Source organism: Actinomadura madurae (assembly GCF_900115095.1).
Taxonomy (GTDB): Bacteria; Actinomycetota; Actinomycetes; order Streptosporangiales; family Streptosporangiaceae; genus Spirillospora; species Spirillospora madurae.
Window position 1 is genome coordinate 111,920 of record NZ_FOVH01000005.1, and the last position, 16,227, is coordinate 128,146.

General features: G+C 73.7%; 7 protein-coding genes. All 7 read left to right on the forward strand.

Features of this window, described 5'->3' with window-relative positions:
* Positions 1–6 precede the first annotated feature (6 nt).
* Genes BM339_RS16615 through BM339_RS16645 form a run of 7 tightly spaced genes read left to right on the forward strand, consistent with a single transcriptional unit; the run spans position 7 to position 16,214 of the window.
* Positions 7–11,115, forward strand: a complete 11,109-nt coding sequence (locus BM339_RS16615; protein ID WP_177287708.1) for a WXG100-like domain-containing protein — start codon at positions 7–9, stop codon at positions 11,113–11,115.
* A 34-nt stretch (positions 11,116–11,149) separates the two neighbouring features.
* The gene (locus tag BM339_RS16620) at positions 11,150–12,004 is read left to right on the forward strand and encodes a hypothetical protein (RefSeq protein ID WP_075021428.1); all 855 of its coding nucleotides are present in this window, start codon (positions 11,150–11,152) and stop codon (positions 12,002–12,004) included.
* Between the two features lie 9 nt (positions 12,005–12,013).
* Positions 12,014–12,430 (forward strand): hypothetical protein, encoded by a 417-nt coding sequence (locus tag BM339_RS16625; RefSeq protein ID WP_075021429.1) that lies wholly within the window; start codon positions 12,014–12,016, stop codon positions 12,428–12,430.
* Positions 12,430–13,377: a hypothetical protein gene (locus BM339_RS16630; RefSeq protein WP_075021430.1), complete on the forward strand. Its 948-nt coding sequence runs from the start codon at positions 12,430–12,432 to the stop codon at positions 13,375–13,377. Before BM339_RS16625 ends, BM339_RS16630 begins: the two co-directional genes overlap by 1 nt.
* Entirely contained in the window at positions 13,374–14,822 is a 1,449-nt protein-coding gene (locus tag BM339_RS16635) for a glycohydrolase toxin TNT-related protein (protein WP_075021431.1), read from the forward strand. Before BM339_RS16630 ends, BM339_RS16635 begins: the two co-directional genes overlap by 4 nt.
* A gap of 26 nt (positions 14,823–14,848) precedes the next feature.
* Complete coding sequence (locus tag BM339_RS16640; RefSeq protein ID WP_024936303.1) at positions 14,849–15,367, forward strand: hypothetical protein; 519 nt, start codon at positions 14,849–14,851, stop codon at positions 15,365–15,367.
* A gap of 40 nt (positions 15,368–15,407) precedes the next feature.
* Entirely contained in the window at positions 15,408–16,214 is an 807-nt protein-coding gene (locus BM339_RS16645) for a hypothetical protein (protein WP_075021432.1), read from the forward strand.
* Positions 16,215–16,227 lie beyond the last annotated feature (13 nt).

Below are 16,227 nucleotides of genomic sequence, written 5' to 3' on the forward strand. Positions count from 1 at the left end.
TGATCCGTGGGTCTTGAAATCCCAGAACCGGTCCAATGGCTGTCCTGGATCATCGGGTCCGACTGGCCTGAGGGCGACGAGACGGCGATGCGCCGCTGCGCCGAGGCGTGGACCACCGCCGGCACCGAGATCAACGAGCTGATCGAGGATCTCAACCAGACGGCGTCCGACGTGCGCACCGCGCTCGACAGCGGCGCCGCGGACGCGTTCAGCCAGAAGTGGGATCAGTGGGTCTCCACCGACCCGCAGATCCTGACGAAGCTCGCCGAGTCGTGCGGGCAGCTCGCCGAGATGCTGGACGGCGGCGCGCTGGACATCGAGTACGCGAAGTACATGTTCATCGCGCTGCTGATCGTCACGGCGATCGAGATCGCGTACCTGATCGCGGCCGCGTTCGCGACGTTCGGCGCCTCCACCGCCGCCATCCCCGCCGTGGAGGCCGGGGCCCAGGTCGCGTCCAGAACGATCTTCCAGCGGCTGCTGGAGTGGCTCAGCCAGCGGCTCCTCGGCGCCATCCTGCGCGGCGCGGCGTTCGGCGCCCTGGAGGGCGGCGGGCTCGACCTGCTCGTCCAGGGCGTGCAGATCGCGCAGGGCAACCGCGACGGCGTCGACTGGAAGAAGACCGGCTCGGCCCTCCTGGACGGCGCGATCGGCGGCGCCATCTCCGGCGGCATCGGGCACGGCTTCGGCAAGATCCCCGGCCTGAACGGCCCGGCCGACAGCGCGATGAGCGGCATGGTCCGGGGCATGGTGCGCGACGGCGCGGCCGAGGCCGTCAGCGGCGTGGCCGGCACCGTCGCCACCGCCGCCGTCCACGGCGACCCGCTGACCTGGGACGCCATCGCCAAGGGCGCCACGTCGGGCGCGTTCGGCGGTGCCGTCGGCGGCGGCAAGGACGGGCTCAACGACTACCGCTCCTCCCTCCCCGGCGGCGACCCGCCGACCCCCAGTCCCACCGACCCGACGCCCTCGCCGAGCCCGAGCAACTCCCCGTCCCCGTCCCCGTCTCCTACGCCGCCCGGCGGGAACGACGGCGGCGGAGGCGGCGGCGGAGGCGGCTCGAACCCCGGCGGTGGCGGGGGCGGAGGCGGCGGAGGCGGCTCCCACTCCGGCGGCGGAGGAGACGGCGGCGGTGGCGGCGGTAACCGCATCGCCACACTGCTCGGCGACACGGGCGGTGGCGGCGGCGGTTCGTCGCTGGCCTCCACCGGCGGCGACGGCGGTGGAGGCGGGGCCCCGGGCGGTTCGGGCGGCGGCCTCGGCGGCAACCCGTCCGGTTTCGGCGGTTCTTCCCCGTCCGGCGCCGGCCCCACCGGAGGGCCTTCGGGCGGCGCCATGGCCCCCGGCGGCGCGGCCCCCATGGGCGGAGCCGCCCCGATGGGAGGCGGTGCCCCAGCAGGCGGCGGCGCGCCTTCCGGCGGAGGAGGCTCGTCCTCGGGCGGCGGCTCGTCATCAAGCGGAGGATCGTCCTCGTCGTCTTCGAGTAGCGGAAGCGGCTCGTCGTCGTCTTCATCGTCCTCGGGAAGCGGCTCGTCTTCCTCGTCCTCGTCTTCGGGCAGCGGCGGTTCGAGCGGCGGCGGCTCCGGAACGCGCGGCGGCTCGGGCACACCCGGCGACGGCGGCTCCCAGCAAGGCGGAGGCTCATCCCCGGCCTCCCACAGCACGCCCCCGCACTCGGGCTCGTCCGACGGCGCCTCAACGCCTCACCCCGGCACGTCCACACCAGGCGACGGCACATCCACTCCCCACCCGGGGACGTCCACACCCGGCGACAGCACCTCCAGCCCAGGCGACGGCACCTCCACACCCGGCGGCAGCACGCCCACGCCAGGCGATGGTTCGTCGACACCTCCCCCCGGCACGTCGACGCCGGGAAGCGAGACCCCGAGCTCCGCGCCGCCACCTTCCGGGACGGTCCCCGATGGCGGTTCCAACACCGCCGATGGCGGCACGGCCACGCCCACCGGGGCTGCGGCACCCCCGCCCGGTGGCGGGAACACCGCCACCCCAGGCGGCAGCGGTTCCTCCACGCCCGGCGGCGGCCCGCGCACGCCTGACGGCGGCGACTCAGCGTCCGGCGGCGGCTCGCGCACACCCGAAGGCGGCGACCCGGCGTCCGGCAGCACCCCCTCCCGCCCCACCCCGGGCGACGAGGGGACGAACACCGCCGCGGACCCGAACCCGCGCAGTACCGACGGCTCCACCGAGGCCCAGGACGCCATGCCGAGTCCCGAGAGCGACTCGGGCGGCTCGACGGGCTTCGTCGCGGGCATTCCGATGATGCCGATGGGCACGATGGGCGGCCCGGCGGGGACGGCGTCGGCGGGCGGAGTCCGCCCGCCGTCCGGCGGTGGCACGTCCCCCGGCGGCGGCTCGGGCAGGACGCCCACGTCTTCGTCGTCCCCGTCCCGCCCGGCCGAGACCCCGGCCTCCGGGAGCGGGCCCCGGCCGGAGACGTCCCAGCACAGGCAGGAGTCCCGGCCGTACGAGCCCGCGGACCCCGGCGCGCAGCCGAAGCCGCCGCCGATCGAGAACGTGGACGACCAGGGCGTCGTCCGCAACGAGCAGCCTCCGGCGCAGGACGGCCCGTCCCAGCAGGACCAGGACGGACCGCACAAGAAGGAGGCGGCCGACGACGGCACGCCGGACGACGGCAGCACGCCCGGCGACGGCACGCCCGAGGACGGCTCGGCGGACAAGTCGCAGGACCTCGCGGACGCCGAGCAGCAGACGCGGGACGCCCTCGCCCCGTTCGGCGACGACGCGCCCACCGTGGACTTCAGCTCCAACCCGATCGACCCGGCCACGGTGGGGGAGATCAACAACGCCGTCCAGCGGCTCGGCGCGGACTACCCGAGCACGATGCAGGGGCTCTCCCACATCGGCTCGCAGGACTTCAACCAGTCGCTCGGACCGAACAACGGCGACGTCCTCGCCTACGCGACCCCCCAGGACAGCAGCCCGGGCATCTACATCAGCGAGGAGGCCTTCTCCGACAACGCGGCGCGGGCCGAGGACGGCGCGGACGAGGAGGCGACCGGGTTCACCGTGCCCGGCGGCGGCTCCGCCGAGGGCGTCTTCACCCACGAGTTCGGGCACCACCTGGCCCAGCAGCTCCTCGACAACCCGCAGATGCTCGCGGACCTGAACCGCGCCGTGTCCAACGCCATCGGCGTCCCGTACGACGCGACCCAGCCGCACGACGCCGCAACGCAGCAGCGCGTCGAGAACGCCCTCTCCACCTACGGCTCCAACGACTCTCACGAGATGATGGCGGAGGCGTTCACCGAGTACCGCCTCGCCGAGAACCCCCGCGCCCTGGCCCAGGCCATCGGCCAGGTCATGGACCGCCACCTCGGCGCGAACGGCACCGGCACGCCCGCCCCGGACGGCTCGCCCGGCGGCGACGGCAACACTCCGTCCCAGACCCCGGACGGTGGGAACACCCCCGAGGGCACCTCCCAGCCGACCCCCAACGAGAACCAGCCCAGCTCGGGCGAGACCCCACCACCCGCGGACGAGGGCCAACCACGCCCCGGCGACGACCAGCCGCGCTCCGACAACGGCCAACTCCGCCCCGGCGAAGACCAGCCCCGCACAGACGACGGCCAACCCCGCACAGACGACGGCCAGCCGCGCACGGGCGAAGACCAGCCCCGCACGGACAACGGCCAGCCGCGCACAGACGACGGCCAACCCCGTACGGACGAAGCTCAGCCCCGCCCCGGCGACGACCAACCTCGGCCCGGCGACGACCAACCTCGCACGGACGACGGCCAACCCCGTCCCGGCGATGACCAGCCGCGCACGGACAATGGTCAGTCGCGGACGGAGGAGGGACAGCCGCGTCCCGGCGAAGAGCGCCCGCGCACGGACGACGGCCAGCCACGGGCAGACGACGGTCGTCCGCGCACCGACGAGACCCGGCCGCGGCCCCACGAAGAGCAGCCGCGTACGGACGACGGGCAGTCGCGCGATGGCGAAGGGCAGCCTCGGGCGCGGGACGGGCAGCCTCGCGAAGGCGATGACGGACGGTCCTCCGACGGGCAGCCGACGCGTGGTGACGAGCCGCCGCCGGGACTGCCGGGGCATCTGCACGACGCCTGGCGGAACAGTGCCGACACGCCGGCCGGGCGGGCCCTCTACGGTCCCGATGAGCCGCACATGCGGAACACGGCGGGAATGGTACCGCCCGATCCCGCGGGCAGGTTCGTCCTAGACGCGCACGGGAACAGCGACGGTCCGATCGTCGGTGACCGGCCGATGAGCGCGACGGACCTCGCGGCGCTGATCCGCAGCGACCCGAACTGGAACGGGCGCGACCTGCTCCTGCTGTCCAACAACACCGGGGACGGCCGGTTCGCGTCCGACCTCGCGCAGAACCTCGGTGTCCGCGTCACGGCGCCGACGGGCGCGGTCGACGTCGACGCGCGCGGCAACCCCGAGTCGTCCGGCTGGACGGTCTCCAACCCGGACGGGACCACCGCGGACCCCGACCCGGTGCGCCGCTTCACCAGCGACGCCGAAGGGCAGTGGTACGGCGACAACCGGCTCGGTGAAGCGTTCCGCAACCTGCCGCCGCACCTGCAGAACGCGCTGTACCAGTACACGGTCCAGTCGATGCCGAACGCGTTCCTGCGGCCCGGCGCCGACCTGCCCGGCGCCCTGAACCACTTCCAGAACGATTTCAACAGGGCCTGGGCGCTGGCCCGGATGAACGACGGGACCAACCTCCCGACGCTGGACGACCTCCAGCGCTGGTCGTCCCACCCGAACCTCAGCCCGGAACAGCGCGACCTGATCAACAACGTCCTGAACGACAGCGATCCGGACGGCCGCCTCGACCAGATCAGGCAGAACGCGGGCTACTGGTCGTTCCTGCACGATTACTTCGGCGGGACGCCCACGGTGGACGCGTTCAACGCCCGCATCGGCGAACTCGACCAGGCGTTGAACCAGCGCCTGCCGGAGCCGGTGCAGACCGAGCGCGGCCTGCACGACGTGAGCTTCATGCGCCTCCCGGACGGGACGGCGCTCGGTCCGCGCGACGCTCAACTGCTCATCGGCTCCATCCAGACCGAGCCGGCGTACATGTCGACATCGCTCGGGCAGAATCCGGCGGTCGTCGACGGCCAGCCGTTCAGCTACCGGATCCACATGGACCTGCCGGAGGGCTCCAACGGCGTCTGGATGGGCGGCAACAGCGCCTACCCGGATCAGCGAGAGCTGGTCCTGCCGCGCGGCACCAGGTACCAGATCACGAGTGTGGACACCAGCGCCCGGGACGCCGACGGCAACCCGATCGTCGAGATCCGCGCCACGGTGATCCCGCCGGGCGCCCCGGACCCCGGCCCGCTCAACACGAGCGGCACGTCCGCCACCCTGCCCGTCGGCAACTCCGGATACGCCGGATCGCCGCCCAACCCGGGCCCCGCACCCGGATCCGGCACTCCCCCGGCATCACCACCGCACTCCGGCCCGCCCGACCCGGGCTCGTCACACCCAGGCCCACCGGCCCGCTTCCGCTCCACACCACCACCGGACCCAGGTACGGGCACCAACCCGTCGCCCCCGCCGCGCGACGGAAACGACCCCGCCGCACGCGGCGGCAACGAGCCCGCCACACCTGGCACCGACCCCGCCGCACGTGGTGACGAATCCGCCACGCCCGGCGGCAACCCGGCCGCACGCGGCGGCACCGAAACCCCGGCCCCCGGCAACGATCAACCCGCGGCACGCACCACCAACGAACCTGCCACGCCCGGCACCGAACCCGCCGCGCACGGCGGCACTGACCCAACGCCTGGCAACGACCCTGGCGCGCGTGACGGCAGTGCGACCCCGGCGCGCACCACCAGCGAACCGGCCGCGTCTGGTGTGCGTGGTGGTGGTGAACCTGCAATGCGCGGTACGGACGACGGGGCGTCCGGTCCCGGCGAGTCCGGTGCACGCGGGGGTGACGGCCCTGCTGCGCGCGATACTGACGGAGGTGTCGCACCTCGTACCGAGACCGCGGCCCTTGGGGGCGGCGAGTCGGCGGCGCGTGGTGGCAACGAGGGGGCTGGGCGGAGCGGCGGCGAACCTGCGGCGCGAGGTGGCGAGGCCGCGGTGTCCAGCGGTCAGACCCCGGCTCGGGGTGGGAATGAGCCTGCTGCGCGCGGTCCTCATGACCCGGCGGCGCCGCATGAGGGGGAGGGCGCCGGGGAGGCGCCGCCCGCGGGGCTGCCCGACCATCTGCACGATGTCTATCGGGGGAGTCAGGAGACTCCTGCAGGGCGCGCCTTCTATGGGTCCGACGAGGGTGGCATGCGGGATCTTGCCGGGCGGGTGCCGGCCGATCCGCAGCGGTTCGTCGTCGATGGGCACGGGGACGCGGACGGGATGCGGGTCGGGGGGCGGCGGCTCAGTGTCGATGACGTCGCCGACCTGATCCGCAACGACCCGAACTGGAACGGCCGCGAGGTCATGCTGCTGTCGTGCGAGACGGGCGACGGGCGGTTCGCCACGCAGCTCGCGCAGCGGCTCGGTGTGCCGGTCACGGCGCCGAACGGGCTGGCGTGGTCGGACTCGGACGGCAACGTGTACGCGTCGTCCGGCCGTCCCGGCGAGGACGGGCGGACGCGGCCCGACCTGCCGCCGAACGGCGGGTGGCAGACCCACCGTCCGAACGGCGACGTCGCCCCAGCGGGGCGCGACGGCTACGCACCCGGGCACCCGGTGTCGGACGCGCCGCGTGCGGGCGACGGTGACGAGACCCGCGGCTCCCCCACGCAGCATCCGTGGGATCCACCGCGCGTCGATCCCGCGGACACCCGGGACCATGCGCTCAGGCCGGGCGAGCACGCGTCGACGGTGGGCTATCCGCCGCGCGAGGGCAGGCACCGCATCCTGGCGCTGGACGACGACGGCAATCCCGTCCTGGACGAGCAGGGGCGGCAGATCGTCCGTTCCGTCGTCTACACGAACGCGGACGGCCAGGTCACCCACGTCACGAACCCGCAGGCGGAGGGCGAGCCCGCCGCGCTGCGCAACCCGAACGAGAACATCGACCTGACGCGGCCGGAGCCGGGCGTCGTCCACCAGGTCGACTTCGGTCACGGCGACCCGCACGTGTTCGTCGGCGGGGACGACGGCAGGCCGCCGGCGGCGGCGCCGTTCGACCCGCCGACCCACACGGCCGGCGGCGAGCCGCTGCAGCACGTGACGCAGGACGGCTACGACCCCGCGCAGGGGCCCTACAGCGCGAACCAGCCGCTGCAGCCCGACGCGCGGATCGCGGTCTACGACAACCACTCGCCGCCCCGCCTGCACGGCATCTTCTGGACGGACGCCGACGGCAACATCACGCACGTCCGGACGTGGTTCGGCGACGAGGACGGCGCCGCCCACTACAACAGCGAGCTCGGCGTCCTCAAGCACAAGAACGACGGGGTCCCGCTGCCCAACGTCAGCTACATGGTCGAGCCCCGCGACCGTTTCGCCGGCCTTGACCCGGCCGACTTCGACCCGGTCGACGCGGTCCGCCGCGGCGACCTCGGCGCCCAGCGGGTGCCCGAGGACGGGGACGGCCTCCCCGACCCGACCGCGCCGCAGCGCGCCCCGGGCCCGGATCACGAGGTCCCGCCCGGGACCTTCCTCTTCCACACCGACGACAACGGCCAGACGGACCTGGCCACCGGGCGTCCCGACCACGACACGGGCGGCGGGGCCCGCTACGGGGCGCAGGGGCACGTCGGGAAGATCGGGGGGAAGGAGTACCCCGGGACGCCGTTCAACGGCGGGCACATCTTCGGCCACCAGGGGCAGGGCCCGCGGGAGCGCATCAGCTACTTCCCGCAGTGGGAGGTGGAGAACCAGGGCCAGAACCAGCACCAGGTCACGCGGCCGGAGAGCTGGTACGGGCTTGAGGAGCACCTGGCGCTCCTCGACCAGGATCCGTCGAACGACATCCGGGTCGACCGGTTCGAGTTCTTCGCGGAGCCGAACCGGAACACCGACGGCGATCTCGCGTACACCCCGCAGGTGATCCACGCGCGGTGGGCGCAGACCGACTTCGGCACCGACCCGCCGACCACGACCGTCCACTACCGGACGTTCTACAACCTGCCGCCGCACCAGCTCGGCACCCCGGCGGCGACGCCCCCGAGGCCGGACGGCACCCCGGTGCGCCCGTTCGGCTGGCAGGACCCGGCGGCGCGGTCGCAGGACGACCCGGCTCCGGCGGCCCGTTCGGCCGGGCCGGAGGACGGCGCCGCGTCCCGGCCCGGACCGGAGGACGGCCCCCGCCAGGACGACGCGGGGCCAGAGCGGCGGGCGTCCGACGAGGTGATGCGGCAGGTCCACGACGACCCGCGGGTCCGGGACATGCTCGACCGGGCCGGGGAGCCGCTCGGCGACCAGCTGCGCACGCAGCTGCGCGACATGCTGCCCCACCACCCCGAGCTGGCGCGGATCGTCGCCGGGCACGGCCTCAACGATGTGGAGTCGTCCCTGCGCGACTCGCTCCTCGCGCGCCCGAAGACGCTGAACAGCGTGCTGAACCACCCCGAGGCGGTCGGGATCCTCGAAGGGGCCGTCCGCGACGTCAACGAGCGCGGCGCGGACGCGATCCTGGGCGAGGACGGCCCGGTGGCGCGGCCGACCCCGCTCACGCCGGAGCAGGAGCGGACCAGCGAGCGGCTGGCCGGCTCGGTGGTGGAGAACCGGCGCGAGGGCGAGAGCCGCGACCCGCGGGTGGCGCCGGATCAGCCCGGCTTCGACCCGTCCAGGGCCGATCCCGCGCTGGGCCGCGACGACCCGTACCTCAACGAGTACCTGGACGGCCTCTACGACGCCAAGCACGAGAGCGAGGCGGCGCTGCGGGCCCTCGTCCACGATCCGGAGCTCGCGGAGATGGGCGCCGATCCCAAGCTGCGGCCCGGCGACAAGGACCGCACCCGCGCCCTCGACAAGATCATGGGCGACTACGACGGGGACCCGAGCCGGCTCAGCGACCTGCTCGGCGCCCGCATCCAGTTCCGTTCCGTGGACGGCCTGTACCGGGCGCTCGGCGACATCGAGCGGATCGCCCGGAACCACGGCGTGGAAATCGTGTCCGTCAAGGACCGGATGCAGAACCCGGTGCCGAGCGGCTACCGCGACGTCCAGATGACGGTCCGCATGCCGAACGGGCACATCGGCGAGCTGCGGTTGCACCTGCGGTCGATCGACGACGTGGCCGCCTACGAGCACTCCCTGTACGAGGTGCGCCGGGACCTGCCGAACGTGGCGGAGGACCAGAACCGGGCCCTCACCCCGGAGGAGCGCGCGCTCGACGAGTCGATCAAGCAGCAGGTGGTCGGCCGGTTCCAGCAGGGCCTGGACGAGGCGCTCGCCGGCGGGCCGCCGCGCGCCCGCACCGCCGAGCCGAGCCCGGCGGAGGCGCCCGCGGAGGGTCCCGCGCCCCGTCCCGAGCCGGCTCCGCGTCCGGAGGTCGCGGCGAAGTACGGCTGGTACTCCGAGCCTTCGCCCGGCGACGCGCCCCCGCACGGGACGACGCCCGAGAGCGGCGCGCACGACGTGCGGGAGCCGCACGCGGCCGACCCCGTGCACGACGACGGGAGCGACGCCGACGGCGCCGACCCGGTGCCCGCCGACCTGCCGCCGCACCTGCACGACATCTACCGCGACAGCGAGAGCACCCCGGCCGGGCGGTCGTTCTTCGGGCCGGACGAGCACGCCATGCGCGACCTCGCCCGGCGCGTCACGCCCGATCCGGACACGTTCACGGTGGACGGCCACGGCGACCGCGACGGGGTCCTGGTGAACGGGCGGCGGCTGAGCGTGGACGACATGGCCGCGCTGATCCGCAACGACCCGGACTGGAACGGCCGCCAGGTGACGCTGCTGTCCTGCCGGACGGGCGAGGGCGACTTCGCCGCCCGGCTCGCGCAGCGGCTCGGCGTCCCGGTGGTGGCTCCGCGCGGCCTGGCCTGGTCGGACTCCGACGGCACCGTCTTCGCCTCGTCCGCGCGGCCCGGACCGGACGGCGGGCGGCGCCCCACCTGGCCACCGGACGGCGGCTGGGACGTGCACCGTCCCGACGGCACCGTCCTCGCCGGCGACGACGGCCACGCGCCCGGACGGGCCGGGCGGCGCGACCCGGGCACCGAGCCGCCGGACGCCGAGGCCCGCGGGCTGCGGGACTGGCTGCGGCCGGAGGGACGGGTGGACCGCGACGGCGTCCACCGGTTCGACACCGACCGGCAGGGCGAGCGGTACGGCGAGAGCCGGCTCGGGCACGCCTTCCGCGACCTGCCGGAGAACCTGCGGCGGGCGGCGTGGTGGTACACGCGGCAGTCCATGCCCAACCGGTTCCTGCGTCCGGGCGGCCCGGACGTCGGCGCCCACCTCAACCGGCTCGCGTGGTCGGAGTGGTCCGCCCACCAGCTGCACCACCTGAACGGCGGGCGGATGCCGACGCGCATCGAGGAGATCGTCCGGCTGCGGAGCCGGACGGACCTCGACCCGCACCAGCGGCAGCTCGTCGACCGGCTGCTCGCGCCGCCGCTGACGTCGGTGACGGCGCGGCTCGAACAGCTCCGGGCCGACCACCAGGAGCGGCAGTGGCTGCGCCAGTACCTCGGCGAGGAGCCGACGGAGCAGGCGTTCTGGCGGCGCATCGCCGAGATCGACCAGGCGATGAACCAGCCGCTGCCGGAGCCCGTCCAGGCGGTGCGCGGGCTGTCCGGCCTGGACTTCATGCTCGGACGGGACGGGCGGCCGCTGGGCGACCGCGACCCCGTCGCCAACCTGCTCGGCACCGTGCAGACCGAGGGCGCGCCGATGTCGACGTCGCTCGGACGCGACCCGGCCGAGGTCGACGGGCAGTCGTTCGGCAACCGCGTCCGCCTGGTGCTGCCGCCGGGGAGCCGCGGCCTGTGGATGGGGTCGAGCAGCGCGTTCCCCGACCAGCGCGAGCTGATCCTGCCGCGCGGGACCCGGTACCAGATCACCAACGTCGTCCACACCGGCTACGAGACGGTCACGCTCGGCGACGGAACCGTGCGGCGGCGGCCGACCTACGATATAGAAGCGGTGGTCGTTCCCCCAGGACCGCCCAGGTCAGCGCCATGACGGGACGGACGTCGACGCGAAAGGGACGCGCGAGATGAGTGACCTGCCTCCCCCGTGGGACCCGGGCGCTCCTCCGAGCAGGCCGGGGGCGCCTCCGGCCTTCCCGGACGCCGTCGAGCTGCCGCCGTCGACCCCGTCGTACGCGCACTGGACGCGGGAGCCGCTGATCTACTTCTGGGTGCTGCTGCGCGGCCGCCGGATCGGCTGCCTGTGGGGGTCGCCCCGGCATCAGGCGGCCGGTTTCCTCCTCGTCCCCGACGTCTCCGAGGCGGAGATGTACGCCGCCGACGTCTGGGAGGACCGGCTCGCCGAGGCGTACGCGCGGGACATGCAGGCCGCCGAGGCCGTCCGGCGGTGGAAGGGCGCCGCCGAAGACCAGGTGGGCGGCGCCATCCCGGCGGACGAGGAGGAGCGGCGGGCCCCGAGCCTGCAGGCCCTCCACGAGGTGGTCGCGCCCGGGTACCCGGCGCCGGAGGGGCCGTCCGTCCAGGACGGCCTGTTCGAGGACGGGACGCCCGCCGACCGGTCGCAGGGGTTCGGGCCGCTGTTCAGCGCCCCGCCGCCGACCTACCCGGAGGAGGCCGCCGGGCCCGTCCGCTCCCTGCCCGTCACCCTCGCGGGGACGGTCGTCGGCTACGTGTGGGCGTCGGCGGACGGCCAGGCCGCCGGCTACGTGAGCAGGGAACCGGCCGGAACGGCGGGCGAGGTCGCGGCCGGGCTGTGGAAGATGCGGCTGAGCGACGCCCACCGGGAGGGCGTCTCGTCGCTGGAGGCGCTGCGCCGGTGCGCGCTCGCGCCCGAGGACAGGCTGTCCGGGGTCATCGGCCAGGACGCGCCCGAGCAGGAGCTGCCGGGCCTCGACGCGCTGCGCGAGCTCGCGCGTCAGTGAGGGAGCGAAGTGGCTGAGAAGTATCCGCAGTACTACGTGTACGAGGGAAAGCCTGTCGCGTTCGCCGAGGCGCCCGACGGCGGGTTGTTCGTCTGGGCGCTGTCGCCGCGGACCGGCGAGTTCGAGCTCGACCGGTCGTACGTGGACAAGATCTGGTTCGGCACCACCGCCGACATCGAGACGGTCGACCGGCCGGAGTTCGTCCAGCGGGTCGAGGAGTACCGCGCCCGGAGGCTGCGCGGCGACGGCCCGGTCTACGCGCTGTACGAGACGATCAACGGCCTGGTGGACGCGTCCCGCGCGGAGGCGCGCGACCTCACGCCGGACGAGAAGGCGCTCGTCCACACGCTGCGCCTCCGCGCCCACGAGTTGTTCGAGGCGGAACTCCGCGCCCAGGGACGCCAGGGAACGCCCGGGGAATCGTAATGGCCCCTGAAGCGCTTCCCGAGCTTCCGCAGGACGAGTGGGAACTCACCGGACGGCTCTATCCGGAAAGCGCCTGGATGTTCGTCTGGGCCCGGCGGGTCGTGCGCGACCTGGTCGGCGGGCGGGTGTCGCGTTTCCTGGTCGGACGGCTCGAACCCGGAAGCTGGTCGGTGTTGCGCGGGGAAGCGGAATGGGTGGCCGCCCGCGGAGCGAACGGAACGGCGTCCCACACGGCGTCGTTCGCGTCGGCTCAGGACGCGGTCGCGTACGCGGCGGCGGGCCTGGCCGTCGACGAGAACATCGCGACGCACGAGGATCTCCTACGCGAGCAGGGCATTGTCGGCGACATCTGGGACGACGCCCGCAAGCGCCTTGAATGGCAGCTCACAGACGACGGACGGCGGCTCGTAGAGAAGTCGCTCGACGAGGGGCGCGCCCGCTACGGGGATTCCGGCATCGTGCTCGACCAGGTGCTTGAGCACCGCAAGGGCTACCAGGTGATTCGGCCGGTGCCTCGTCCAGATGGCGGGCTGTTCATCGGCCGGCACGAGTTCTTCATGGCGCACGTCCATTCACGCCTTCCGGGTGACTTCGGAGCGAGCACCGGTGAAGAGCTTCCGGAGAACACGCTCCTCGACAGCTACGCTCCGGCCGACGAGCCCTACCTGTTCACTCTTGAGACGCCCTTCGAACGCCGGGGGCTTTCCGGGACGGGCCGCAACAACGAGCGCAGGTTCTACGTCGTCAAGCGCCCCATCACTGTGTATCCGGGTTTCCCCGTCAAGGAGACCACCATTCCCCCGCAAGGGCTCCAGCGTGTAAAGGAGCCGTCGTCGAAGGGCCAGGGATACCTTCTACCGCGTCCTCTCGCCGACTTGGTCGCCGCCGGGGACATCATCCAGGTCACCAAGGCTGAGGCTCTGCGCATCTATCGGGGGCGCACATGACTCAGGACGACGAACGGCTCAACGAGATCGCCTCGCTTCTCGCCCGCCTCGCACCCGACGGCTCGAAGACGTTGAAATTCGCCTACCGCGCCGTGGGCTCGTCGTTCGAGCAGGCCTTCATCCCGGACGGAATGACCGCCGCCGAGGCGCGACTCCCGCAGTCGGGCATCTATCCCCTCCTGCGCCACCTTCGCGCCCGCATGTACGAGGACGGCGACGGCACGTGGCTGGAGATGGACCTCACGGTCCGCTCGCGTCCAGAGGCGGCGTCGCTCGCGGACGACGACGCGCCCGCGTGGGAGGTCCGCTACAGGAGCGTCGACGAGATCACGTTCGCGGACGAGATCACGCCGCTCGCCGCCTTCGAAGAAATGCGGATGTTCCCCCAGGAGGCGCGGCGCGTCCCCCGCTGGATGGGGGCCCTGGCCTCCGTCGAGGACGCGGTGGACCGCTTCGACCCCCACGACTTCTCTCCCCAGGACGACCTGGAATCGGCATTGCCCGACGGTCTCGACGGGCTGTTCACGGCGGCGCGAGAGCGACTGCTGGCCGTCGTGCCCCGCGAGGACGCGGACCGGTTCCTGGTGGGCCGCCTGGCCGACGGATGCTGGTCGATCGTCCACGCGCCCCCGGCCTGGGCGGCCGTGCGGATGGAGAACGGCGAAAGCGTCGAGAAGCACGCCTACGCCGGCCCCGTCGCCGCCGTCGCGTTCGCGGCGGGCGCGGTGCTCGCCGAGGCCGGCGCGGAGGTGAACTCCTCGGTTCTCAGGGGCGCCGGAGCCCTTTCCAGGGTCACCGACCGGAAAAAGGGCGTCGACGCCTGGACCCTTCCCGCGCACGACAAGAACGGGAGCCGTCAGGTGCGGCGTTCGATGGCCGCGGAACGGCCCGAGGGTGCCGCGACCCGAGGCCGCCGCTACCTCGCATTGTCGCCCTTGGACAACAGGCACGGCGGATACTTCGTCGTCCATCCCGGCCCGGTGCCCGCCCAGGGCGACTTCGTCAGCACCCATCAGATCTTCGAATGGCACGTCCGGAGCGGTCTTCCCGAAGCCAGAACGCCGGCACCGGCCCCCGCCGAGGAAGTGGTCCTGGACGCCGGCATGGAATTGGACACCGCCGAACCGGTCAGCTCGGGCCTCCTGTTCACCCTCGGCACGCCATTCGAGAGACGGCGGCTGCCGGGCGACCCGGACCATTACTCCTATCGCGTCTACCGGGTGCAGCGGCCCATCACCGCCACCCCCGTCGACCTGGGCGCGAAGACCTTCCACCGGCCCGGGGAAAGCGGCCCGAAACGGCTGCCCGACGAGCAGGGGCAGGCCTTCTCCCTTCCCGGCCCGATCATCGACCATCTGGAGTCCGGTGATCTGGTCGAGATCAGCGGTCCCGGCGGCGCCCCCGTCGCGCCCAGGGACTACTGGGACACCGAGGAAGAGCCGTGAATCCGGCGCCGGCAGGAGCCATAGACTTGCGCGACGAGGAGAGGAGCACCGACGCGATGAACCAGCCCCCCGCCGAGGCCCCGGTTCCGCAGCAGGGGCCGCGGCCGTACGACCGGCAGCGGTACGAGGAGCTGACGCAGCGGCTCGGCCGGGCCCTGCTGGAGGTCGCGCCCGCGGGCTGGCGGCGGATCGACCTGACGGTCCTCCTGCTGGCCGGGGTCGGCGACCTCCGGCTGACCGTGATCATGCCGGACGGGAGCTCCCCCGCCGTCGACCCGCCCCGCGAGTGCATGCCCGTCGCCGCCGAACTGCGGTCGATGATGTACCGGCCGGACGAGGGCACCTGGTTCGGGCTGCGGTTCATGATGGACCCGCCGAGCGCGTACTGGATCAGCTTCAACGGTGACTTCGACCCGGGGTGGGACCCGCCCGTCCCGCCCGAGACCTGGGCCGGGGACCTCGCGGTGTTCCCGCGCGCGGACGAGCACATCCCCGGCTGGCTGCGCGAGCGGCTCGGCCAGACCGCGGGCGCCGGCGGCCGATGACGCCCGGCCAGCCCCCCGGACGCACGGAAAGAGGTACGTCGTGAGCGAGAACGGGTCGCTGAACCCCGTCGAGCAGAACGACCTGCTCCAGCAGATCACCCTGGCACTGACGCACAGCCTGCCCCCCGGGTGGGGCGAATGCACGGTGGTGCACCGCTCGCTCGGCTCGCACAGCGAGACCCTGGGGCAGGTCAGCATGGTCACCGGCCCCGGCCTGCCCGCCCCGTTCGACGTGCCCGCCGCGCTCGGCGAGCTGTTCGAGCGGCTGCGCGCCGGAATGCACACCCCCGGCCTCGGCACCTGGTTCACCGCCACCTTCACGCTGACGTTCCCGTTCTCCTACGACGTCCGCTACGACCGCGACGGCGAGCCGCGATGGCAGAGCCCGCCGCCGCCGGACGCGGCCGCGGAGGAGCAGCGCAGGTTCCCGCGCGACGCCGAGCACACCCCCGCCTGGCTGGACGCCGGCTCCGGGCAGGAGATGCGCGTCGCCCGGCCCTTCGACGGCACCGCGGCCGACGGGCGTCCCGAGGTCCGGCGGCCGGACGTCCCCGGCGGCGAGCGGGAGGCGATGGTGCGCTACCTGGAGCGGGCCCCGATCGTGCTGGCCGCCCGCAGCTACGACAGCGACGTCCTCGACCCTGAGCAGGCACGGAACGTCCCGCTGACCTACCACACCGACGGCACCTGGATCTGGCCCGGCGCCGTCGGCTACTACCTGCGCGCCCACGGCGTCCCGCCGGAGCCCGAGTTCGCCGAGCACATCCGGCGGGGCGGCTTCGAGGTGCCCGACGTCGCCGACGACGTCCGCTCCGCCGCGGTCGCGACCATCACCGGCTCGTCCTGATCGCTGGAGTCGA